This is a genomic window from Caballeronia udeis (assembly GCF_044909315.1).
Lineage (GTDB): Bacteria > Pseudomonadota > Gammaproteobacteria > Burkholderiales > Burkholderiaceae > Caballeronia > Caballeronia udeis_A.
In genome coordinates, this window is sequence record NZ_JBIYEB010000011.1 from 160,544 (window position 1) to 184,641 (window position 24,098).

The 24,098-nt window shown below is 57.8% G+C and carries 20 protein-coding genes; 12 read left to right on the forward strand and 8 right to left on the reverse strand.

From position 1 onward, the window contains the following. Positions 1–245: 245 nt before the first annotated feature. The 3 genes from ABH944_RS19415 to ABH944_RS19425 all read right to left on the reverse strand — a co-directional run bounded on the left by ABH944_RS19415 (position 246) and on the right by ABH944_RS19425 (position 2,242). Positions 246–443, reverse strand: a complete 198-nt coding sequence (locus ABH944_RS19415; protein WP_404608344.1) for a CopG family transcriptional regulator — start codon at positions 441–443, stop codon at positions 246–248. 428 nt (positions 444–871) lie between these two features. Next, positions 872–1,705, reverse strand: coding sequence for a fused MFS/spermidine synthase (locus ABH944_RS19420; RefSeq protein WP_404608461.1), 834 nt, complete (start codon positions 1,703–1,705; stop codon positions 872–874). A gap of 90 nt (positions 1,706–1,795) precedes the next feature. Next, positions 1,796–2,242: a hypothetical protein gene (locus tag ABH944_RS19425; protein ID WP_404608346.1), complete on the reverse strand. Its 447-nt coding sequence runs from the start codon at positions 2,240–2,242 to the stop codon at positions 1,796–1,798. A gap of 528 nt (positions 2,243–2,770) precedes the next feature. Here ABH944_RS19425 and ABH944_RS19430 point away from each other — a divergent pair. Both ABH944_RS19430 and ABH944_RS19435 read left to right on the forward strand, forming a co-directional pair. Beyond that, positions 2,771–3,166: a hypothetical protein gene (locus tag ABH944_RS19430; RefSeq protein WP_404608347.1), complete on the forward strand. Its 396-nt coding sequence runs from the start codon at positions 2,771–2,773 to the stop codon at positions 3,164–3,166. 66 nt (positions 3,167–3,232) lie between these two features. Beyond that, positions 3,233–4,048 (forward strand): spermine/spermidine synthase domain-containing protein, encoded by an 816-nt coding sequence (locus ABH944_RS19435; RefSeq protein WP_404608349.1) that lies wholly within the window; start codon positions 3,233–3,235, stop codon positions 4,046–4,048. Between the two features lie 72 nt (positions 4,049–4,120). Here ABH944_RS19435 and fabZ read toward each other — a convergent pair whose 3' ends face one another. The 3 genes from fabZ to ABH944_RS19450 form a co-directional block, all read right to left on the reverse strand. Continuing rightward, positions 4,121–4,588 (reverse strand): 3-hydroxyacyl-ACP dehydratase FabZ, encoded by a 468-nt coding sequence (gene fabZ / locus ABH944_RS19440; RefSeq protein WP_404608350.1) that lies wholly within the window; start codon positions 4,586–4,588, stop codon positions 4,121–4,123. Positions 4,589–4,858: 270 nt separating this feature from the next. Continuing rightward, complete coding sequence (locus tag ABH944_RS19445; protein ID WP_404608352.1) at positions 4,859–5,413, reverse strand: general stress protein; 555 nt, start codon at positions 5,411–5,413, stop codon at positions 4,859–4,861. Positions 5,414–5,580: 167 nt separating this feature from the next. Next, positions 5,581–7,191, reverse strand: a complete 1,611-nt coding sequence (locus ABH944_RS19450; RefSeq protein ID WP_404608354.1) for an oleate hydratase — start codon at positions 7,189–7,191, stop codon at positions 5,581–5,583. A 216-nt stretch (positions 7,192–7,407) separates the two neighbouring features. Between ABH944_RS19450 and ABH944_RS19455 the strand changes: the two genes are divergently transcribed. The 5 genes from ABH944_RS19455 to ABH944_RS19475 are packed head-to-tail and all read left to right on the forward strand — an operon-like array spanning position 7,408 to position 14,527. After that, a complete protein-coding gene (locus tag ABH944_RS19455; RefSeq protein WP_404608356.1) occupies positions 7,408–8,910 on the forward strand; it encodes a basic amino acid/polyamine antiporter in 1,503 nt (500 codons plus the stop codon). 42 nt (positions 8,911–8,952) lie between these two features. Beyond that, complete coding sequence (gene speC / locus ABH944_RS19460; RefSeq protein ID WP_404608358.1) at positions 8,953–11,289, forward strand: ornithine decarboxylase; 2,337 nt, start codon at positions 8,953–8,955, stop codon at positions 11,287–11,289. 30 nt (positions 11,290–11,319) lie between these two features. Beyond that, entirely contained in the window at positions 11,320–12,543 is a 1,224-nt protein-coding gene (locus tag ABH944_RS19465; RefSeq protein WP_404608360.1) for an arginine deiminase, read from the forward strand. Positions 12,544–12,582: 39 nt separating this feature from the next. Then, positions 12,583–13,587: an ornithine carbamoyltransferase gene (locus ABH944_RS19470; protein WP_404608463.1), complete on the forward strand. Its 1,005-nt coding sequence runs from the start codon at positions 12,583–12,585 to the stop codon at positions 13,585–13,587. A gap of 10 nt (positions 13,588–13,597) precedes the next feature. Continuing rightward, positions 13,598–14,527 (forward strand): carbamate kinase, encoded by a 930-nt coding sequence (locus ABH944_RS19475; protein ID WP_404608361.1) that lies wholly within the window; start codon positions 13,598–13,600, stop codon positions 14,525–14,527. 89 nt (positions 14,528–14,616) lie between these two features. On the opposite strand, the gene ABH944_RS19480 is transcribed toward ABH944_RS19475, so the two are convergent. Beyond that, entirely contained in the window at positions 14,617–15,123 is a 507-nt protein-coding gene (locus tag ABH944_RS19480) for a universal stress protein (protein WP_404608363.1), read from the reverse strand. Positions 15,124–15,714: 591 nt separating this feature from the next. On the opposite strand from ABH944_RS19480, the gene ABH944_RS19485 reads away from it, so the two are divergent. Further along, positions 15,715–20,148, forward strand: coding sequence for a CheR family methyltransferase (locus tag ABH944_RS19485; protein ID WP_404608365.1), 4,434 nt, complete (start codon positions 15,715–15,717; stop codon positions 20,146–20,148). 209 nt (positions 20,149–20,357) lie between these two features. Here the strand turns inward: ABH944_RS19485 and ABH944_RS19490 are convergent, their stop codons facing one another. After that, positions 20,358–20,483, reverse strand: a complete 126-nt coding sequence (locus tag ABH944_RS19490; protein WP_404608366.1) for a hypothetical protein — start codon at positions 20,481–20,483, stop codon at positions 20,358–20,360. A 366-nt stretch (positions 20,484–20,849) separates the two neighbouring features. Here ABH944_RS19490 and ABH944_RS19495 point away from each other — a divergent pair, with 366 nt between their 5' ends. The 4 genes from ABH944_RS19495 (at position 20,850) to ABH944_RS19510 (ending at position 24,097) form a co-directional block, all read left to right on the forward strand. Beyond that, entirely contained in the window at positions 20,850–21,131 is a 282-nt protein-coding gene (locus ABH944_RS19495; protein ID WP_404608367.1) for a hypothetical protein, read from the forward strand. 250 nt (positions 21,132–21,381) lie between these two features. Continuing rightward, positions 21,382–22,365 (forward strand): zinc-dependent alcohol dehydrogenase family protein, encoded by a 984-nt coding sequence (locus tag ABH944_RS19500; RefSeq protein WP_404608465.1) that lies wholly within the window; start codon positions 21,382–21,384, stop codon positions 22,363–22,365. 223 nt (positions 22,366–22,588) lie between these two features. Next, the gene (locus tag ABH944_RS19505; protein WP_404608368.1) at positions 22,589–23,023 is read left to right on the forward strand and encodes a thioredoxin family protein; all 435 of its coding nucleotides are present in this window, start codon (positions 22,589–22,591) and stop codon (positions 23,021–23,023) included. 276 nt (positions 23,024–23,299) lie between these two features. Further along, positions 23,300–24,097 carry a PRC-barrel domain-containing protein gene (locus ABH944_RS19510; RefSeq protein WP_404608370.1) on the forward strand — a complete coding sequence of 266 codons (798 nt, stop codon included), beginning with the start codon at positions 23,300–23,302 and terminating at the stop codon, positions 24,095–24,097. The last annotated feature ends 1 nt before the right edge of the window (position 24,098 follow it).

Below are 24,098 nucleotides of genomic sequence, written 5' to 3' on the forward strand. Positions count from 1 at the left end.
CTTTCTTCGAGGCGTAACTGACGCTAACCCCGAGCTCGAACAACAGTTCTTCGATATCACGCAGGCTTTGCGGAAACCTGAAATACCAGCGCACTCAGCAACCTGTTCTGGTATGTGCAAGAGGGGTGACGCGTTAGCCCAGAGCCGGGCAAAAAAACGTTTTTCCATGCGCTGTTGTTGCAGGCGCTACTGCGGATTTCAGACCAGTATGCCTGCCCGTGTCCTCAATCCAGGGTGCCCACAATCTACGCAGTTTTACGACGGCTGCGCGTGCTGGCCGCGCTTTGCGTTTTGTAGGTGACACCGTGCTCTTCAAGGTAGTCACGGATCAGTTGACGGACCACTTGCGACGGTGTCAGATCCTGAGACGAGCACAGTTTTTCAAACGCTTCCTTTTTCACCGGGTCGATCAGAATTGTGAGTCGAGCGCTTTTCGTTTCCATGGCAGCAAGCAACAGTAGATATGATAATCAAATTATAATGCATCGCGGCGTGCAATGCACTTTCAATCATCCTGTGCATACGGGTTGACGTTCGCCCTGTCACAGCCCCGCTTCTTTATTCGCTTACGTCAATCAGGAAAGGGCTCGACGCAACGCGTGCGTACGCAGGAATTGTTGACCTGCAGCGGTGATCGACATGATACGGCGGCCCTGCACTGGATTGTTCACGAATCCGGCTCTCGTGAGTTCTTGCGTTACCGACCAGCTCAACGCAGGATGCGTACGCCCATATCGTGGCCTGGACAAAACTTCAAGTGCCCACGTTGCGGAGTGACTGAGAGTGATTGGCTTGGTGGGGATGCGGTCGTACATGGTAGTTCCTTGTGGTTGCTTTTCAGGTCGTTCACAACCGGCGCGCTCGGAGCGGGCTAGCGACCTTCCTGGTAACGAGACCAGTCGAAACGCTTTCCTCTCTCGATGCGGGTTGCCGTAGCGTGCATGTTTACTGTGTGACAGGAATCGAGAACCGTCGCTCTGCTAAGCATCTCTTCGTAGGACGGAACAGGGGTATCATTTTTCCATGCGAATGCGGTGATGTTGTTCGGACTGCCCTCTGATGGAGCCAGGACAACAGTCTCACCAAACACCTGTTTCAGCGTCCGCAAATTTCGATGGAAGTTGGGCTCGTCGGTTACCAGATTCGCCACGAATATGCCGTCGTCGCTCATTCGAGCTCTGCAATCCGAGTAAAAGGCCGTGCTGGCCAATTCAGGCGGTAAACCATCGGCAGTAAATCCGTCTACGAGGATGACGTCCGGTCGATGATCTGATCCTTTGACGTAGTTCGCGCCATTTGCCCATACCACCTCGAGGCGTTCACTGTCGGGCGGCAAATGGAATCGATCACGCAGGTTGATAACATCACGATTGATTTCTACGACAGCCAGTCGCGCGTCCGGTGAATGGCGATGGCAATATTTCGCAAGCGATCCGCCGCCCAACCCGATCATTGAAATGCGACGCGGAGCAGGTTGAAACAGGAAAAAGCCGACCATGGTACGGGTGTAGCCCAACGCAAGTGCATACGGATCGGCGATAAGCATGGAGCTCTGCACACCTCGCGCATCAAAGTACAAGGATACGACAACGTCATTTTCAATGACGATTGGGGCTGCCGTTTTCCGCTTCTTTCGCGGTGCCGACAGTATTTCGGAGTCGACGTCGCCGTGTTGCCGCATTGCATACATGTTTTGTTGCGTCATTTGAGCCAAGCAGTTTCCATCGCAATTAGTGCAGCAGCCGGAACCTTAAGCGCCTCTGTTTCGTCCAGGCCTGTGGCAAGGACCTATGGGTCAATGTAGACAACCGGAGATTACCTGGGCAAGGAAAACGCGCAAAAGCGGATCCCACGATTCTTTACCCAAGGGAATAATCGCCGTATCGATGGGTTCCATCTTGCGATTGAAGTGCACCGCGCGAAGCGATCTATCTTGCGGAGACCCGCGGAAAAACAGGCCTGCATCGTCCAGGAGCAAACAAGGTTTCAAACGAAACCGGGCACCAAACAACGATGTAGTGTCGAAGACATGTCTAGCAGACTCTTTTCGATAGACGAACACGGCGTTCACCCCTTGATTCTCGAGGCGGTCGCAGATATCGGAAAACCGATACAACATCTGAAATCCTCGTTCACCGCCGCGCCCCACACCGACTACGATCAGACCGCGCGAACCCATTACGTCGTCAAGGTACAGACGTTTGTAATCGTGCGACCTCAGGTCCACGTTCGTGTCGATCACGTCCATTCCCCTGCCAGCGTCTGGCGATGCTTGGTTATGCAACAGCAGCGTATTCCGACCGATGGCCGAACTCAGTTAAGATGACCATGCTATTACAATAAAAACATAAGTCAATGATAATGAAATTATCATCTTGCATGGGGTTGATCAAGAGTCATTCTTAGGATCATTGGTGGGCGCCGCCTCGCACCTCACCTCTGAGAGAGCGTCCGGACAATTCTCTCCGAATGGGTGATTTCTGTTCAGAAAGAGCAAGTTTTCGCGGCTCAGCGTGACGGAGATCCGCGTGGTGGTTGGCGAGGGAACGCATCTTTTATGGTAATAGAATTACCATATGCTTGTAACTTGATGCTATGCTTGGACTGGACTTTTTCCGCACCTTCAGCCGCACTCCCAGAGACAAGTTTCCGTGTTCGTTACGTCGGACTCGCGCGCAAGAATTGGTCGCCGTTTCGGGTTGATGTTTCGGGTCAACCTCGGTCGGGGCGCACGGAGGGGCTAGTGCCGGCGCAACGCAAAGGAAAATACATGCCTTTCAAGGAGACCCTGGAAGAGCATCAGATGGCCGGCGCTTCGTTGCGCGGTGGTTTGCACCAGCAGCTTCATCTCATCACGCCCGCGTTTGCCAAGGATCGTGCTTGCATGCTCGGACGATGGATCGATGCTCACGAGAAAACCTGGAGCAGTCTTCCAGCGTTTTTACATCTGCAGGTTGCACACGCCAGTTTTCACACGGCGGCCCTCATTGTTGCCATTGCCGTTGAAGAGGGGCGGCTATCCGATGCCGCGGCGCTGCTTGAGCCAGAATCCTTGTTTGAAAGCGCGACCGAGCTATTGGAAGTCTCCTTGCAACGCTTTCAAGATGAGTCGTCGAGGGCTATCTGTTTGCAAGGGGACGCACTTTCTGCATGTACGCACCAGTAAAAATGGGTGCACGCCAACGTGATTGCGGCTCATCACGATTTAGAAAATTTTATACAGGATATCTAATTGTCAGCCAACTACACGAATATGCGAAAGGTCATTCAGGAGTGGGGGACTTTTCGCCATGAACCAGCTGTATATGAAGAGCAACATATTCGCTCCCTGCAATTCGATCCATTCGCGGTGCAGAGTTCAATGAGGAAGGGTGCACCGTTCGAGCTGGACCTGTCATACACACGCGCCATGATGGCGTTTCAGCTATTTATCAGTGACCCAAAAGACATTCTAATTGTCGGGCTAGGCGGCGGATCACTATCGAAGTACTGCCATGATAAATTTCCGAAGGCCCGCATAACGACGGTCGAGATTGATGAGAGAGTCATCGCGCTTCGCGAAGATTTTTACATTCCGAAGGATTCCGACCTATTTCAGGTCGTACATGCCGATGCCGAGCAGTACATGTTGGACGCGGAGTCCATTGCGGACGTCATTTTATTGGACGGATTTGATACGTTCGGCTTACCCATGAGTCTATCGAATCAGCGTTTCTATGAAAATTGCTACGTCGCGTTGCGTGAGCAGGGCGTAATTGTAGCCAACTTGCTTAACAATGATTTGCTACTGCGGAGCTACCTGCAAAGGATAAGAGCAAGTTGCCGCGGCCAGATGTTTCAAAGCATCGCATGGAGTGGGGGAAACACCATCGCTTTTGGCGTCAAGCAGGACGACATTCCGAAGTGGGAGGATTTCTACGTTCGAGCAAAAGCCATAAAGGCAACCACAGGTTTGAATCTGACTCAACACGTAAGACGGATGCAACAGAATTACAACAAGCAGCCGTCCATTGAGAATCGAAACCGTATTTCAAGCATATTGCAATGAAACCCGTACGGCAAACAAGTGTGGTCCACACCGACGTTAGCGGCTCGATCCAGTCAGGGGCAAGTTGCCCCTTCATTTGGACTCTACCTCGATGTGGGTCACCGAGCACATCAGATTCGCTTTGGCAGCCAGAACGCCATTTACATCGGCGCGCGCGTCAAACTTCCAAACTCCACGCATGTTTCGACCCGCTGTTACTTCAAGAATCAATTGGTCGCCTGGTTCGACGATGCGTTTGAAGCGCGCGTTGTCGATACCTAAAAAGTAGTAGCGTGTGCTCTCTGGCTTGTGGGGCTCTCGTGCGATAGTGAGCAAAGCCGCAGCCTGAGCAAGCGCCTCAAGGATCAGAACGCCAGGCATTACGGGATGTCCTGGGAAATGACCTGTGAAGAACAGTTCGTCTACAGATACATTCTTCAGGGCCTTGATCCGCTTGGCTGGCTCAAGCTCAAGCACGCGATCCACGAGCAAAAATGGATATCGATGAGGCATGAACGCAAGAATGTCGCGAATTTCCAGGGCGGTCGCGGCGGTAGTCATTTTTAGTGCCTGGGGTGTTGTCGATATCATGAGGAAAGCTTGGCAAAATGACATCGCATTGTCATAGTCAGAAGCCGACAAGCCCTGCGAAACGACCGACTGTTGCAGATCAGCAGAACGCCCGTTGCTGCAAACAAGATCTTTAGATGTGAGCTTCCTGTATGCGCCTGAACGACGGCACCGAAAGTATCTAAGGCGAGGCCTTGATCTTTCGGTCTTACAGCTAGCTACTAATTCCCCATCCAATGTGCCGACGGAAGTCGAGTTACATCAGAGGGCCGCTGTGGCCGGCACTTCGTTCGCAGGCGCGGCGCCTTCGTGAAGGTCCAGGCGTGCCGGCGTGTGCGTTTGCAGAATTGCACGGGCGCGCGCCATCTCTTCGGCCGAACCGTTCGCCATGACAATAAATCCATTAGCCTGCAATGCGGTCTCGTAATGGATCACGTGATCCTTTGGAACACCCGCGTTGAAGAGCGCGGCGCTCAGGGCGCCGACCCCGCCGACTACAACCGCCCCTTCGAGCGCGGATACGACGATGGAGGCAAGATAACCCACTACGACAACCGGTCCGATGATCGGCAGCGTCAGGAAGACACCACCGAACAGGGCGCCCCAAAGCGCTCCCCAGAACGCACCGTACTTGCCCCATATCTTCATGCGGTCGCCGGTGTTGTAGAAACCGACCACTTTTTCTTCAGTGTGATAGCCCTTGCCGACCACGCTGAAATGTTTCATATCAAAACCGTTTTCAATGAGCTTTCGGACAGCCGCATCGGCTTCGGTGTGGTCATTGAACGTGGCGATCAGAACGTCGTTGCCAGTCATTTGCTTCTCCTTTTAACGCGTTGAATAGGGCGCAGAAAGGTTCGCGGGTGCAAACCCTTCTGCGCCAGTGTGTTTCGATGGTACCCACATGGCCCGCACGCGCGCAGGCTCGGAAACTACTCAGTGCCTGCCGTGTGTAGTGCGGTGATGAACGCGGCAGCTGGTCCCTACAGGTCGTGCAGGGCCTCGAACGCCTTGAACAGGACGCGCGGATCGAACTTGCCCTTATAGACTGCCGGCGGGGTCTGGGCGATGTCAAGAAGACGATAGACCGCTGCCTGCGCCGATCGAATCGAATACTCCACGGTGAAGACAACGTCGTCCGGCAATTCGCAAAACTGGCCGGTAAAAGCCAGATTCATCGATCCCTGCGGCACGACTTCCGGCCGGTCGCCGTGTTCGCGCGGCATGAACTGGCTGGTAATGAAGGGCATCAGGCATGGGATGCACACGGCGTGGTCGAGAACCGGAGTTGCGTTGTCAGCCCTTAGATGCCACAGTACCTCGGTCATGATCTCGCGGCCCGTACAGTCGACCATCGGTTTCTTCACGAAGTCGCCTGGGCGATCGATATAGAGGCCGTATCCCCAGAACACCTGGACGTCGCTTGGCTGATCGACGAAATGCGGTTGATGCGGCAGGACGATCGACATGAGCCAGTTCGAATCCGCGAAGGTGATGAGGCCACCTTCGCCGGGCACATTGCCGGTGAAATCCCGGACCAGGTTGAAGAACACCGGATCATGCAATGTAGTCGTGAACGACAGCCACTTTGATTCATCGACGTGATCGGCGAATACCGTCGGGTGGCCGAAAGTGGGGCGGTTCAGCGCGATTTTGTTCCAGAGTGCCCAGGAACCGGTGCCTGCACTGTTGTCCCGCACGGCGGCGCGATCCATACCGCCGAGCGTCGAGCCTTCGGTCATTGAACCCAGCGTGACGATCACCGCGTCGCGCGGCCCGACCTCGATGGTTTTGCTGTGTCCCTCGCGCTCGCAGACGATTCCCTCCACGCGCGTTTCGCTGTTGGCTTCGTTGAGCATCAGATCGCTCACACGCGTGCCGAACTGGAACTGGACACCACGGTCGTCGAGCCATTTGCTCAGCGGCCGGACCATCGAGTCGTATTGGTTGTAGACCGTGCGCATGATCCCGTGCAACTGGTTGAATCCCGACACCATGTGCACGAAGCGCAGCAGGTAACGTTTGAATTCGACCGCGCTATGCCATGGCTGGAACGCGAAGGTCGTGCACCACATCAGCCAGAAGTGGGTCTTGAAGAAGTCCGGGTCGAAGTGGTCGGCTATGCGGCTGCGGCCGAGCATGTGCTCCGGTTCGATCGCGAGGCGTTCGAGCGTAAGGATGTCGCTTTCAGTAAGCCCGAACTCGGGTTTGTCGATCCGGTGGCCATCGCGTACCAGACGAGACTTCGATGAAGTCTTCATCGTTTCATTCCAGTCCAGGATTTCCTGCGTGACCGTCTTGTTTTCATCGAGCGTCGGGATCGATGAGAAAAGATCAAACGTACACACGTACTTGCTCTCGAGCATGCGGCCGCCCCGCAGTACATAACCTTCTTGCGCCGAGCCCGCTGCGTCCAGACTTCCGCCTGCCACGCCTAGCGCTTCGAATATCGTGATATTGCGGCCCGGAACATCGGCATCGCGGATCAGGAAGGCGGCCGCGGCCAGCGATGCAATGCCGCCCCCCACCAGATAGAACTTGCTGTCTTCGGAGGAGAACGGCTTGGCCGAGCCGCCCGTGTACGCACGTTGCATGAAATCACCCTCGTCGAAGTTGTGTTGAGCGATGTTGACCGATGGGCATGAAAGCACCGCTTTGAAAGGTAGCGTTCTCACTTAAACCGGGGTTGATACAGATCAACGAGCGGGCCCATGCAGTCCCTATGCTGAAACAGGTCAAACGCCGAAGAACCTTGGCACGCGCGCAGATGCAATATCGCCGGCACACCAGCAGCAGGGAGAAAACGCTTCATGGACCAGACGCATAGCAGTTTGCCGCTGAAGCCCGCTGCCGCGGATGCGGTCGTCGGTCTACCCGCCACTCAACAGGGTAGCCGCAAGCTCAGCTTGCCGCTCCTCACGGGTGTTGTGATCGCGTCGATGATCGGCGGCGGTGCCTTCAATCTGCCGCAGAATATGGCCCAGGGCGCAGGATTGGCGGCAGTCGTGATCGCATGGACGATCACGCTTGTCGGCATGTTCTTCCTGTCGAATACGTTCCGCACGCTGGCCGATAAACGCCCTGATCTGAAGGCCGGTATCTACTCGTATGCGAAAGAAGGCTTCGGCGCGCTCGCGGGCTTCGAGATGGCCTGGGGCTACTGGCTGTCCGCCGCCTTCGGCAATGTCGCGTTCGCCGTGCTGATCATGAAGACGGTCGGCTATTTCTTTCCAGTATTCGCGGCGGGCAACACCTGGCCGTCGATCGTTGGCGCGTCACTGCTGATCTGGGTCATGCATTTTGTCGTTCTGTACGGCGTCAAACGGGCAGCAATCCTGAGCGTCATTTCGAGCGTATTGAATATAGGGACCATCACCGTGGCCCTCTGTGCGATGGCGGTCGCAATCAAGGGCGGAATGTTCTCCTACGACTTCTGGGGTGCCCAGGAGCATTTGGGCAGCCTCCTCGCACAGGTCAAGAGCACGATGCTCGTCACTTTGTGGGTGTTCATCGGCATCGAGGGCGCGGTGGTGGTGTCGGACCGCGCCAGCAAGACCTCGCAGGTGGGCGTCGCGACTTTTCTCGGGCTGACCGTCTGCACGATCCTCTATTTCCTGTTGTCGGCGCTGCCGTTTGGCGTGATGCACCAGGCCCAGCTCGCGGGGCTCGCTTCACCGTCGGCGGCTTATGTGCTGAAGGCCGCGGTGGGCGATTGGGGTGCGGTGTTCATCGTCGTCTCGCTGCTGGTGTCACTGCTGAGTTGCTGGCTTGCCTGGACCATCCTTGTCGCGGAGTTGCCGTTCGAAGGGGCGAAGGACGGTGTATTCCCCAAGTTCCTGGCTAAGGAAAACCGTCACCATGCCGCGGCGCCGTCGCTGTGGATATCAAGCGCAACCATGCAGCTCGTGATCTTCGTGGTGCTGTTCGCCAACGACGCGTGGATGTGGCTGATCTCGATCACCGGGATCATGATCCTGCCGCCGTATCTGGCGAGCACGGTCTTCCTGTGGCGTTTCGCGACACAGTCAAAGTACGCACCGACCACGGGCGAAACCTCGAAAGAATCGATCTGGACCGGCGTGTTGGCGACGGTCTATTCCCTCTGGCTCGTCTATGCCGCCGGACTGCAGTTCCTTTTGATGTCCACCATTCTTTTCGCACTCGGCTTCCCCGTCTTCTGGTGGGCACGGCGTGAACATGCGGCCGGCGAGCGGGTGTTCACGGGACGGGAGGCGTCGGTCGCGGGCTTGCTCGTCGTCGTGGCCGGTGTTGCTGTCGTCCTGTTCAGCCGGGGCCTGGTGAAGATCAGCTGAGATCGCGGACGACCCGTCGCGATTCCCGATACAAGGATCAAGATGCTGTATGACCAGATGTTCGGCTTCCTGTTTTGTTGTGCGTTACCGCTGCCGCCCGCGCTGCCGTCGTCACGCTTTCGGCGCCTCGTCGACGAACTCGAACGGATGGGGTACGCCACCACGGTCACCGTCACGGTGGCAGAAGCGTCCTCCGCCATCCGCAGCGAGGCTGCGGTTGGCTGTGTGATCGTCGAATGGTCGCTGACCGAATCAGAGACCGACGTTGAGGTCTTTGTACGTTTTGTACGAGAGCGGGGGCTCGATGTACCCATCTTCATTCTGGTCGAGCGCCATCTGCTCGCGGAAATTCCGGTTGCGGTGCTGGGGCATGTGACGGGTTATGTGTTCATCGAAGAAGATACGCCCGAGTTCGTGGCGCGCAATCTGGTGAGTCATTTGCGGACGTACGCGGACTCGCTCAAGACGCCGTTTTTCGGCGCGATGGTCGACTACGCGGAACAGGCGAACCAGATGTGGACCTGTCCGGGGCACAACGGCGGTGTGTTTTACCAGAAGAGCCCGGTCGGCCGCGCGTTCGTCAAGCATCTGGGCGAAGCGGTATTCCGCAACGACCTGGATAACTCCGTCGTCGAACTGGGTGACCTGCTGGTTCACGAAGGCCCTGCGCTCGCTGCGCAAAAAGCGGCCGCGCGGATCTTCGGCGCGGAGCGCACTTACTTTGTGCTGAACGGTACGTCCACGTCCAACAAGATTGCATTGACTGCGCTGGTGACGCCGGGTGACCTGGTGCTCTTCGATCGAAATAACCACAAGGCGGCGCATCACGGCGCGCTGCTGCTAGGCGGCGGAATCCCCGTTTATTTACAGACGCAGCGCAATGCGCACGGGCTGATCGGCCCGATCGATTTCGACGCGCTCGACGAGGACCGCATCCGCGACGGCATTCGTTACAACAAGCTCATAACCGATCCCAAGGCGTGGCAGCGCGAGCGGCCATTTCGTGTTGCGGTGATCGAGCAATGCACCTACGACGGCACGATCTACAACGCGCAAATGCTGATCGAGAAGATCGGGCATCTGTGCGAATACATTCTTTTCGATGAAGCCTGGGCCGGGTTCATGAAGTTCCATCCGTTGTTCAAGGGACGTTTCGCGATGGGCATCGAGGGACTGGATGCCAGCGCACCCGGCATCCTTGCCACGCAGTCTACGCACAAGCAGCTCGCTGGCTTCTCGCAGGCGTCGCAGATCCACGTGAGGGATGCTCACCTTGACGGCCAGCGCCGTCAGGTAAGCCACCGGCGCTTCAACGAGACCTTCATGCAGCACTCATCCACGTCGCCGTTCTATCCGCTGTTCGCCTCGCTCGATGTGGGCGCGCAAATGATGAAGGGCCGCGCTGGCGAGGTGCTGTGGGACGACACGATCAAGCTCGGGATCGAGATGCGCAAGAAGATCCGTGCGCTCAAGCAAGACTACGAAGCGACGGAGACGGACCCCGCGCGGCGCTGGTTCTTTGATCCGTTCGTACCGGACAAGGTTGCAGCCACGAGTGGCATGCAACGCTGGGAAGACCTGCCGACGGATGAACTGGCGAACGATCCGCGTTACTGGGAGCTTGCGCCGGACGCGAAATGGCATGGCTTCGGCCACCTTGCTCCCGGCTACGCGATGACGGACCCCAACAAGCTGACGCTCATCACGCCCGGATTCGACCGCAGTACTGGCGACTATGCGGAGCACGGCATTCCGGCGGCGGTGCTTGCCGAGTTCCTGCGCGAGCAGCGGATCGTGCCCGAAAAGAATGACCTCAACAGCATCCTTTTCCTGCTGACACCCGGGCTGGAATCGAGCAAGGCCGGCACACTCCTTTCGGCACTGGTGCGCTTCAAGCAATTGCACGACGAGAACGCGCTTCTCGACGATGTCATGCCGACCTTCGTCGCCGCGCATAGCGAGCGTTACGCGGAAATCGGCCTGCGCGATCTTTGCGCTGAGATGCATGGGTTCTATCGTGAGCGCAACGCAAGCCGCCTGCAACGCGAGCAGTTCCGCGCAGCGCACTTTCCCGAAATGGCGATGACGCCGCAGGCCGCCATGCACGAGCTCGTGCGCAACAACGTGGAGCTGTTGCCGATCGACCAGATCGAGGGACGAATCGCCGCCACACTCGGGCTCGTTTATCCGCCGGGCATCGCGGTGGTCGTATCGGGCGAGCGTTACACCGAGCGGGCGATGCCTACGCTCGATTACTTCCGGATGTTCGAGGAAGGCGGAAACTGTTTCCCTGGTTTCGAGAACGAGATCCAGGGAATTTATAGAAAGAAGGAGACCGACGGCAGCGTGCGGCTCTATACCTACGTCGTCAATTCATGAAGAGCGTGACGACATGAGGGGGAATCACTGATGGCTCTGGGCGTTCATTCGGAAGCGGGCAAGCTGCGCACGGTGATGGTCTGCCGTCCTGGCCTTGCACACCGGCGGCTGACTCCCGCCAACGCGGTAGCCCTTTTGTTCGACGATGTCATCTGGGTCGACAAGGCGATCAAGGACCACGATATTTTCACCGGAGCGATGCGCGAGCGGGGCATCGAAGTACTGGAGTTCCACGATCTGCTCGCAACAATCTGCGGCGACCCGGTCGCGCGCGCCTGGATTCTCGATCGACGAATTGTCGAGGAGGAAGTCGGCACGGGAATGTTGAAAGAGTTGCGCGCGTGGCTCGACCATATGCCGGCCGCACAACTGGCGGAGGTGCTGGTCGGCGGCGTGGCAAAGGCTGAAATGCCCTTTGACGCCCGCGGCCTTTTTGGCGGCTATCTGGAGCAATCGGACTTTGTGATCCAGCCGCTCGTCAACCTGATTTTCCAGCGCGACACCAGCGCGTGGATCTACGGCGGTGTCACGGTTCACCCCATGTATTGGCCGGCGCGCCGCAAGGAAGCATTGCTGGTTGCCGCCGTGTACCGCTTTCATCCGCGCTTCGCCGGCAAGGTGAACACGTGGTGGGGCGACCCGGATCGCAACTTCGGCGTGGAGACAATGGAAGGCGGTGACGTCATGTCCATTGGCAACGGCGTGGTGCTGATCGGCATGGGCGAGCGCTCGAGTCCGCAAGCGGTCACGCAGGTCGCACGGCATCTGTTTGCGGGGGGCGGCGCCAAGCGGGTGATCGCATGCGAGTTCCCGAAGCGGCGCGCCTCGATGCACCTGGACACCGTGTTCTCATTTCTCGATATCGACTTCGTCAGCATCTATCCCGAGGTCGCCGGCGAGATCCGCTGCACCAGCCTGTATCCGGGGGATGCGCCCAACGAGATCCGCTATGAGCGTCATGACGCCAAGTTCCTGACGGTCGTGAGCAATGCCCTCGGGGTGGGTTCGTTGCGCATCCTGACAACGGGAGGCGACGCGTATGAAACCCAGCGTGAACAATGGGACGACGGCAACAACGTACTGGCGCTCGACCGGCGGGTGGTGGTCGCCTATGACCGCAACACCTACACCAATCGGAAGATGCGGCAGGCGGGTGTTGAAGTCATCGAGATCCCGGGCGGTGAACTGGGACGCGGGCGCGGCGGCACGCATTGCCTCAGTTGCCCGGTCGAGCGTGACGCTATCGACGCCTGAAACACTCGACCGCCTTTCACCCATTCTCAATCGGATCTCATCGTGTTCAATGTACATAACCGCAGTTTCCTGACGCTGGTCGAATACACGCCGCGTCAGATTCGCTACCTGCTCGACTTGTCGCGGGATCTTAAACGCGCCAAGTATGCCGGCACGGAAATCGCGCGTCTGGTCGGCAAGAACATTGCGCTGATCTTCGAAAAGACCTCGACGCGCACGCGTTGCGCATTCGAAGTCGCGGCTCACGATCAGGGCGCCCATGTCACGTACATCGATCCGGGCGCATCCCAGATCGGTCATAAGGAGTCGATGAAAGATACCGCCCGCGTGCTTGGCCGCATGTACGACGCGATCGAATACCGGGGCTACGGGCAGGAGATTGTGGATGAACTTGCCAGGTACGCCGGCGTACCCGTATACAACGGACTCACTGATGAGTTTCACCCGACGCAGATGCTCGCCGACGTGCTGACCATGCACGAATTCAGCGACAAGCCGATCCACGAAATCAGCTACTGCTATATAGGCGATGCCCATAACAACACGGGCAATTCGTTGATGATCGTAGGCACGAAGCTCGGCATGGATGTACGTCTGTGCGCACCGCGCCGGTTGTGGCCGCACGATGACCTGATCGCGCAGTGCCGCACGTTCGCGGCGGCTAGCGGAGGGCGGCTGACCCTGACCGAGACACCGGCGGAAGCGGTGAAGGGCGTCGATTTCATCTATACCGACGTGTGGGTATCGATGGGTGAGCCGTTTGAAAAGTGGGGTGAACGGATCGAGGAGTTGCTGCCCTTTCAGGTGAATGCGGCCTTGCTTGCAAGCAGCGGCAATCCGCGCGTGAAGTTCATGCATTGCCTGCCCGCGCTTCACGACACGAAGACGGAGATCGGCAAGCAGATCGGCGACAAATACGGCCTGCTGAATGGTGTGGAAGTAACCGACGACGTATTCGAATCGGATGCGTCGATTGTTTTCGAGCAGGCAGAAAATCGCCTTCATACGATCAAGGCGGTTCTCGTCGCCACGCTGGCCGGGTGAGGAGCATGCAATGCTGATGGTAATCGCATTGGGCGGTAACGCGTTGCTCAGACACGGCGAGGCGGTCAGCGCCGAGGCGCAGCGCAACAACGTGCGGATCGCCGCGGCACAACTCGCGAAAGCAGCGGCCGGCAATGATCTCGTGATCGTCCATGGCAACGGACCGCAGGTTGGCATGCTCGCGCTGCAGGCGGGCGGCTTTCCGCTCGATGTACTCGATGCGGAAACGGAAGGCATGATTGGTTACATGATCGAGCAGGAAATCCGCAACCTGCTGCCGGCAGGACGGGCTTGCGTGACCATGCTGAGCATGGTTGAAGTAAGCGCGTCCGATCCGGCTTTCGAACACCCCGATAAACCGATCGGGTCCAGGTACACGGTCGCCGAAGCGGCGGTGGCATCGCAGGGAAAAGGCTGGACCGTCGCGGCACAGGGCGACAAGTTACAGCGTGTCGTACCTAGTCCGAAGCCGGTCCGCATGCTCGAGATAGAGCCTGTGCGCTGGTTGCTGGAACGCAGTTGCGTGGTGATCTGCGCCGGCGGCGGCGGGATTCCTGTCGTCGCTGACGCGCAAGGGCGGCATCGGGGTGTGGAGGCGGTGGTCGACAAGGATCGCAGCGCAGCCATGCTCGCAGAGGAACTCAAGGCGGATCTGTTCGTGATCGCGACTGACGTGCAAGGGGTCTATCTCGACTGGGGCAAACCGTCGTTGCGGTTGGTCGCGAGGGCAAATCCAGGGGCGCTTGGCGATCTGGCGTTCACCGCTGGATCCATGGCGCCGAAGGTGGAAGCAGCTTGCGACTTTGCTAGCCGCACGGGCCGCCGTGCAGTGATTGGTGCATTGAGCGACATCGAGGCAATGATCGCCGGTAACGCCGGGACATCGATTGATGCCGCGGCGACCGGTATTGAAGAGGCGACAGCTACGCAGCCGTCTTGATGAGCGGCTTGACCTCTGCGCCTGGCAGATCACGCCCGGCGACCGCGAGCGCAAGCGGCGGATTCAGACTGCCGGCCGCGAATACCGGATCAGGCCGGATTATCGATGGATTCCGCTGCAGCAGACGCTGCGGGATTGAGGGTCCGCTGATGGGGCGCAGGAACGAGCAGGACCGGGCACGTCGCCATTCGGACGAAACGCTCCGCAACGCTCCCTAGCAGGAGCCGCTGGAAACCTCGTCGCCCGTGGGTGCCCATCACCACAAGATCGGCCTTCAGCTCGCCCGCTGCAAGCAGCAGGCGTTGTGCAATGCCGTCACCGTACAGGTCGACTTCAGCGATCCGTGCAACGCCTCTGATTTTTTGGAGCTGCATTTTCGCGAGTGCTTCGTTCGTTGCCCGCGTTCCTTCCTTGGTCAACGCGTCGCGCAGGATCGACGGGTCGTAGCCGGGGGCGTCGTAGACCATCAATGGAGCATCGATGATATAGACAGGCTGCACTTCGGCATCGGCTTCCCGAGCGATCTGCAGGGCTGCGTCGAGCGCCAGGACGGACGTCTCGCTTCCATCGATTGCGACCAGGATGCGCTTATACACGGTGTTCTCACTTGGGTAGCACACAATTCACACGATGCTTGCAGTTGCGATGTTCGATGAATGCAGGCGTTGTGTCGATGTTTCCATAGGAGAGGGTAGCGCTTCCATGCGCCGCGGCGCCAGCCTCGGAAACTACTCAGAAGACGTCTCATGAGCGTTTCGCGAGGCGAATGCAGTGGATTGCGGTGAAGTTCTCCTTGTAGGTCCGGAAACGCGACAGCGATTAGATAGGCGAGTACGATGGTTGAATCGAATGCAAGGGCTGTTACCCGGATAACACGCACACAAAGTTCGTAAATAGGCAGTTCCGGGACCGGTTCGTGCGCTGATTAAAGCGTCGCTAAAGAGACGCTCCAGAGAAAACCAGATCAATTATTCCGTTGGCCTCCTTATTCCTTGATCTCCACACCAAAGAATTCATTAACCGCTGCTTACAAGCGAACCCGCTACGGCGGGCTGCTGGGGTGATCGCCGAATTCCCGGGATCCGCCGGGATCTACCAATCGCGCCCGCTGACCGGCTTGCATTTGTAAGCCTGGAAGGCTCGAGGAGGCCCGGCTGTTTCGAAGCAATTCTCTCTGGATACACAAAATGCCTGCAAGTCTCGTTCGTCAGGCTAGCCTCTCTCGACCCAGGTCGAAGCGCAAGCCACTTTCAGAGGTTGATTCTGCTTCTCTGAGCGATGACGTCTTTGTCGTCGGGATCGGCGCATCGGCGGGTGGACTCGACGCATGCCGTAAGCTTGTTGAAGCATTACCGCCGACAACTGCCGCAGCATGGATCCTGGTCCAGCACCTCGATCCGGTTCACGAAAGCTTGTTGGTGAGTTTGCTTACCGGCCATACACGGATGACCGTGGTGCAGGCGGCAGACGGTATGTTGATTGAGCGCGAGCACCTTTACATTATTGCCCCGGGTACGTATTTATCCGTTGGCGACGGCGCGTTACGCAGTTCCATTCCACAAGCGCGCCACGGCGCACGGCTGCCCTTTGACTTCCTGTTGCATTCACTCGCAAAAGAGTACGGCCCGCAGGGCGCGTGCGTCGTCCTGTCCGGAACCGGCGCGGATGGCAGTCTCGGGCTGAAGGCGATCAAGGAGCAAGGCGGAATTGTCATTGCCCAGGATCCGCACGAAGCGGGATCTGATGGAATGCCGCTGAGCGCGATTGCCACAGGCGCAGTGGACCTGGTGCTGCCGCTAGCAAAAATTCCGGAAGCACTCATGGAATACCGGCGGCGGATTTCGAACCGGAATCGTGTTGAAGAGAATGCCGGCCAGGGCACCGGGCCGGTCTGGCTCCCTGCGATCATTGAGCTGTTGCGTACGAGAACCGACCACGATTTCACGCTCTACAAGCGCGGCACGCTGGAGCGTCGAATCGAGCGCCGCCGTGCGATGGCAGCAGTCGAGACGCACGACATGGCTGGCTACATGGAGATTCTTGCTAACGACTCTGCCGAACTGGAACTTCTCGCCAAAGACATCCTGATTAACGTCACCCAATTTTTTCGCGATCCAAAGGTTTTTGATTTGCTGGCGAAAACCGTTGTGCCCGAGCTTGTGCGCCTTCATGCGCCGGGTCAGGATATCCGCATCTGGATCGCGGGGTGCAGCACGGGAGAGGAAACCTATTCGCTTGCCATGCTTTTTCTCGAGGAGATCGCGGCATCGCGGCGCGGCGTCAAGCTGCAGGTCTTTGCCTCGGATGCCGATCCGGACGCGCTTGCCAAGGCTCGTGAGGGTCTGTATCCAGAAACCATTGAAGCAGATGTCTCGCCAGCTCGCCTTGCCAATTTCTTCATCAAGGAAGGGAGCAACTATAGGGTATTGCCCGATCTGCGGTCGATGGTGGTGTTCACGGCCCATGATGTGCTTGTGGACCCGCCATTTTCCCGGCTTGACATGGTGTCGTGCCGCAACCTGCTGATTTATCTGAATCCCGAAGCACAGACAAAGGTCGTGTCGCTGTTCCACTTCGCGTTGCGCGACGGCGGCGTTCTTCTGCTCGGCAGCGCTGAGACTGTCGGAAAACCTGATGGCCGTTTCGAGATTCTTTCAAAGTCAGAGCGTATTTATCGGCATACGGGTCACGGCAGGTCGCACAACGTCGGTTTTTCAATGAACTCGACCAACGGGGGCCGTATCGCCTCCCGGCAAGAGCAGGGACACGCCGTCTCCCGCCAGTCCGCCATGGCGGAGCTATGCCGGAACCTGGTCATACAGTCGCATGCACCGGCCACTGTCCTGATCAGCCGCGATCACGAGTGCGTTTATTCCGTCGGGCCCACCGACCGGTATCTGCATGTCGCGTCGGGCCCGCCGACTCAGGACATCCTGGCAATGGCCTCGCCGGATGTACGCAGCAGGCTCAGACTTGCCATTCAGCGTGCGAAGCAGGGAAATGCGCGGGTCGTGGTGGTGGGGGGCACGACGGTGCAAGACGGCAGCGTGGTGGGCTTCATGCTGGACGTCCAGCCGGTCTGGAACGATGGCGAGGAGATGTTCCTGGTTTCCTTTGTCGACGAGCCGCATTCTGTTCATCAGGACAGGAAGGCCGCTGCCATCACCCCGGAGGACGTGCCTCGGGTTGCCGAACTTGAGAGTGAGCTCGTGGCGACCAAAGCGGAGCTCGCCAGTGCAATTCGAAGCCTCGAGATAATCAGCGAGGACCATAAGGTCGTCAACGAGGAGGCGTTGTCGGTTAACGAAGAATACCAATCAACCAACGAGGAGCTGCTGACATCGAAAGAGGAATTGCAAGCTTTGAACGAGGAGCTGACGGCGCTCAACAGTCAACTGCAAGAGACGCTGGAACGGCAACGGACGACGTCTAACGATCTTCAGAACGTCTTGTATAGCACTGAGGTAGCAACGCTCTTCCTGGATATGCAGCTCAATATCCGCTTCTTTACCCCGGCGACGAGATCGCTGTTTAATGTCCTCCCCGGTGACATAGGCCGGCCGTTGCGGGATCTCAGTTCGTTGGCTGCCGATGACGAGCTTCTTGCTGACACGCGAACCGTACTGGCGACGTCGGTCCCGTCAGAGCGCGAAATACAGGCGCAAACCGGCATCTGGTTTATTCGCCGGATCTTGCCGTACAGAACGGAGGACAACCGGGTGGAGGGCGTTGTCATTACGTTTACGGATATTACCGAGCGCAAGCTGGTAAAGAACTCGTTAAGGGAAGCGAAACGGCTTGCGGATCAGGCCAATAATGCGAAGTCGCGATTCCTGGCTGCGGCGAGTCATGACCTGCGCCAGCCGCTGCAAGCGCTGGTGCTGCTGCAAGGTTCCCTTGCTAACGCAGTGGAAGGCGACGCCGCCAAGAAGATGGTCGAGCGTCTCGAGCATATCCTGAGCTCAATGTCCGGCATGTTGAACGCGTTGCTCGACATCAACCAGATCGAAGCCGGAACCGTTCATGCGGAGCTGGCCAGTTTTCCGATTGGGGAGCTTCTCGGTCAAATGAAGGATGAGTTCAACGATCGTGCGCTTCCGTCGGACCTCATTTTCCGCGTAGCCCGCTGTAGTCTCTTGATAAGAACCGATCCGCGATTACTGATGCAGGTGATTCGCAACCTGCTGTCCAATGCCTTCAAGTACACCAAGCGGGGGCGCGTGTTGTTAGGTTGCCGTCGCAAGGGCGATAGACTGCGCATCGAAATCTGGGACACAGGTATCGGCATTCCGAACGATGAGCTTAAGGCAATCTTCGACGAGTACCATCAACTGGACAACGCGGCGCGTGAACGCAGCCGCGGCCTGGGCCTTGGCCTGTCAATAGCAAATCGTCTGGCCGATCTCCTTGGCGATCGGATAACAGTGCGCTCTCAGCCTGGCAAGGGCTCCGTTTTCTCGATCGAGGTCGCACTTGAACTGTTCGAAACGAGCGAACCCGCGAAGCGGGATGATGAGCGCATTGGCGAAGTTTCAAGGCCCGGGCCGAACGTACACAATGGCTCAATACTGGTTATCGAGGATGACCCTGAGGTACGAGACCTGATTGGATCGATACTCAAGGCAGAGGGTTATAACGCACGGACGGCATCCGACGGTGTCGAGGGATTGGAACTCGTGTTACAGCAGGTCATTCAACCCGACCTCATCCTGGCGGACTACAACCTGCCGGGCGGCATGAATGGGCTCGAGGTCGTTGCCCGCGTCCGAAAAATCGCTCGTTGCGAGGTTCCGGCGATCATCCTGACGGGTGACATATCGCTGGAAACACTGCGCGACATCGCCCAGGGAAAATGCCTCCACCTTAACAAGCCGGTGAAGGTTGCTGATCTCATCAAGGCAGTAGACGCTCTCGCGGACGCGTCGCCGCACTCAGCGCTGCAGTCCGCTTTGGAGCCCGCTGCGCGGCCGGCGGGACAGACGTGGTCGGTTGTGTACATAGTCGATGATGACCCGTTTGTCCGCACGGAAATCCGCCAGACGCTTGAAGACGATGGCCGTACCGTGGAGGATTACGAGTCCTGCGAGGCTTTTCTGGAAGCCTATAAGCCGGGAAGGGAGGCGTGCCTTCTGGTCGACGCCTATTTACCGGGTATGAAAGGAGTGGATCTGCTTAAGCTGCTGCATGGCAGGGGAGACCGCTTGCCCGCGATCGTGATAACGGGGAATAGTGACGTCAGCGTGGCGGTACAGGCCATGAAAGAAGGCGCTTCCGATTTCATCGAAAAGCCGATAGGCACAGCCGAATTACTCGAAAGCGTGGGGCGCGCGTTCGAACAGTCGGTGAATTCGCAAAAACTGTTTGCCTGGCGTGAGGCTGCGGCTAATCACATTTCGGGCCTGACGCCAAGACAACACCAGATAATGGATCTCGTGCTTAAGGGATGCCCCAGTAAAATTATTGCGGCGGACCTTGGCATCAGTCAGCGTACGGTCGAGAACCATCGTGCGTTGATCATGAAGAAAACGGGCTCGAGGTCCTTGCCGGCGTTGACGCGCCTCGCGCTTGCGGCGCAACTGGCGCGGACCAATGGAATAGATGAACCGCCTTCCACAGGTTAGGGTTCACCTTCCAGGCAACGTCAGAGCATAACGGGGAGCTCGGAAAGACGGCGCTAGCGTGCATCGCGAGGCGTTGTTCGGCCGTTCCTGACCGGTCGGGCATGCCGGCGAGCGTCGTCAGGACGAACTTGAAGGCGATGGAGCGTGCGACTTCGCTGTAGCTGTAGCAGCAGGACAACCGGGAAATCTCATGCACCGGTCAGCCGGTTTTATTTAGTGCCGCTGCGCTTGAGTAATACTTTCCGGGGCTCCAGCATTTTTTGCCCACGCAAAAAAAGTGCTGAGAAGAACAGCGCTGTCATGCCACCCAAAACTCCCCAGATTGGTAGTGCCATGACGATTCTCCCAGTTTGATGACTATGCGGCGATGCGTTTGCACCTTGGGGGCAGCGTGCCCGTCGACGAAATGGCCGAGATGTTTCAATGGTGATCGGGTCATTTCTGTCTGCTCAATGTATTCCTAAAAACATTGCCTGGGCAGGATCGGAAACTACTCAGTCAGCCGTGTGCAGGGTGTGACTAAACCAAACACTTGATCCGTGAGTGTTGCGGACCATCAACCTGAGTAGTTTCCGAGTCTGCCCTCGCCGTGCGCCCGGCGCTATTCTTAAGATGGGCACGGAGACGTTCGCGGGTCTTCCAACGCAAATACCTGGTCCGGCTCCTTTTTTTATGCAACGTGAGGATCTCGGGAGACTGTCATGGGAAAGCAAGTTTTTACCGCGGAAGAAATTCGTCAGGAAGTGCTTAGACGCCTGATTCAAGGGGACTCCGTGGCAGGAGGGTACCCGGAATTATCCGTTCCATTGCCGATGCCCCATTCGCCCGATGCTGAGGAGCGGAACTGGGATATGAAGCAGGAAGATCACGGCAAGCACAACGACTACGTTCGTCGGGTCATTGAAGAGGCGCGACGAGACTTTTTGTTGTCGGATTCCGCCGAACGCGACGAGATACTGGGAAACTCCTTTGCTCATGGTTGAAGAAGGGGCGTTACCGGTGTTGTCTATTCGATTGAGGTCGACCGGCGCTCCAGGGTCGCCTGCACAAAATGCAGCGTGCGGCCGACTCAAGCCGGAGTACCGCGCATTCCAGGTTAATTATCAGGATAACGAATATAGGAACAAAATTTCCTCGAAAAATCCAGGGGCCAGAGGCACTTGTCTTTGCGCATAGCCGTCAAACATGGAAGCAGGTCAGGCTTCGCCCGAAGTCATGCAAACGGAGGACTCCATGCACGCAATGATGCTGAACAAGGTCGGCGGCGCGCTTGAATGGACCGAGCTCGCCGACCGGGAACCTGGTCCGAACCAGATTCGGGCGAAGGTGGGCGCTTGCGGTGTTTGCCGCACGGACCTTCATGTTGTCGACGGTGAACTGGCGCATCCGCAAGTGCCCATTATTCCCGGCCACGAGATCGTTGGCCGCATCGATGCTCTCGGGGCGGACGTCGAAGGCCTGCAGCTCGGTGAGCGGGTCGGTATTCCATGGTTGGGTCACACCTGCGGCGTCTGCCCGTTCTGCACCGCGCACCGGGAGAACCTGTGTGATCAGCCGTTATTCACCGGGTACACCCGCGACGGCGGTTTCGCCACCGCGACCATTGCAGACGCACGCTTTGCATTTCCGCTTGGCGAGTCCGGCACGGACGAGTCGATTGCCCCCTTGCTTTGTGCGGGACTCATTGGCTGGCGCTCGTTGACCATCGCGGGCGACGGCAAGAACCTGGGCCTTTACGGCTTCGGGGCGGCCGCGCACATTCTCGCCCAGGTCGCTAAATGGCAGGGCCGGTCGGTCTTTGCCTTCACTCGTCCGGGAGATTTGGCGACGCAAGCCTTCGCCCGTAGCCTTGGTGCAAGCTGGACGGGCGGCTCGGACGAAACGCCGCCACAAGCGCTCGACGCAGCCATCATCTTTGCACCCATAGGCGATCTGGTGCCAAGCGCCCTGAGGGCCGTGCGTAAGGGCGGACGTGTGGTGTGCGCCGGCATTCATATGAGCGACATTCCTGCGTTTCCCTATAGATTGCTTTGGGAAGAGCGGCAGTTGCTGTCGGTTGCCAACCTGACGCGGCAGGACGGCGTCGATTTCCTGCGTCTGGCGCCACAGATCGGCATTGTCACCAGGACGACGCGATATCGCTTGCAAGAGGCTAACCAGGCATTGGCCGATCTACGCGCAGGCCGCTTTGAAGGCGCCGCGGTTCTCGTTCCCTGACCAGAGGGTCTCAAGACATCAGCGCATTAGTCGAATAAATTAACCAAAGATGATCTTGATCTGACGCAAACCAGACGCGCTTGCAAAGGATAGTGTTGTAAACAGGAACTAGCACTAACGTGAAACCAGCGCGGGACCAGGCAGCAGGGCCGCTGCCCGAATGTTAGCGATTACAGGCAGGCCGTCGCAAGCATGAACTGCGGGGTGGAATATCGGAGTGGATATGGACAGGCTTTATGAAAATGACCCTTTTTCGAAAGGGTATTCACCTGAATCGATCGTGGCTGCCCCTGCGCGGATCGCTGCACACAAACGGTCGTCCGGCGATGGTCCAATTTCACTGACGTCGGCCACGTTCGAACAATATGTCGGTGCGTCCGACCTGCCGATCGTCATTCATTTCTGGGCCCGCTGGTGCAGCGTATCGAAGACGATGTTGCCCCATTTTTCCGCCAGCGCACGTGAGCTCGCCGGGCGGGCGTTGTTCGCGAAAGTGGAATCGGACAAGGAAGCGTCGCTCGCCCGACGCTACGGAATCGAATGCGTTCCCACGCTTGTCGTTTTCGGGAATGGGCGGGAGATACAACGCCACTGCGGCGCGATGACCGCGGGGCAGCTCGATCTCTGGCTGCGACCGCATCTCCGGAAGACGGCGTAGTCGACGTGTCCTGCTGGCGCTGAAGTTCCGCAGACACCGTAGATCCGGCGTGTGACTGAGTAGTTTCCGAGCCTATCAGCTGACGTTTGTTGGAGCCTATGCTGCCTGGGCCGGGGTGGACATTTCGCTGATTATTCGTATCGGTCAGAAGATTCGCGATCCATGCGCTTCCATCGGTTTCCATCAGTTCTTCATCGCGATCGCTGCATGTTACGCACGCTGTATCAACCTGGTGCCAGGCTTGTTGCCAGCTCTAAATATGAGGGAGTATCGAACATGTTGAGAAGCATACAAAGTCTTAAAGGTAGCGCGGTCGCTGCACGTGATGGAGTATTGGGTAGCGTCGATGAAGTCTATTTTGACGATGAGGCATGGGGTGTCCGCTATCTTGTCGTTGATACGGGAGGCTGGCTCAATGGGCATCGCGTACTGATTTCGCCGTATTCAGTCAAACATACCGACCCGGGCGCAAGCACCGTTTCTGTGGATTTGACTCAGGAGCAGGTGAAGAACAGCCCGGGTATCAATACGCAACAACCCGTGTCTCGTCAGCATGAGCAGGACTATCTCCGCTACTACGGTTATCCGGAGTATTGGGGCGGGCGCGACTCGTGGGGAATGGGTGGCTTCCCGGTGCTCGGTCCAATGCAGATCGGCCCGGATATCCAGCCGGAGCCATTCGGACCGGATGAACTTGAGGCCGACACCTTATTGACGGATGTGCATCTGCGAAGTAGCGAGGCCGTGACGGGTTACCACATCGAGGCGCGTGACGGAAGCATAGGCCATGTGTCGGGCTTTATCTTCGACGACGAGGCGTGGGTCATTCGTTACCTGACGGTCGACACCCGAAACTGGTGGCCCGGAGGAAAGACCGTGCTTTTGGCGACTGAGTGGGTGGACGCTGTCGACTGGTTCGCATCCAGCATTGTCACCGACCTCACGCGCGAAGCGATCAAGACGTGCCCGGACTACGACGATCTGGTCCCGCTGAGCCGGACCTATGAAACTGCGTTGCACACATTTCACAGCAAGGACGGGTACTGGACGAAAGGCAACAGTGCTTCGCGGTGAG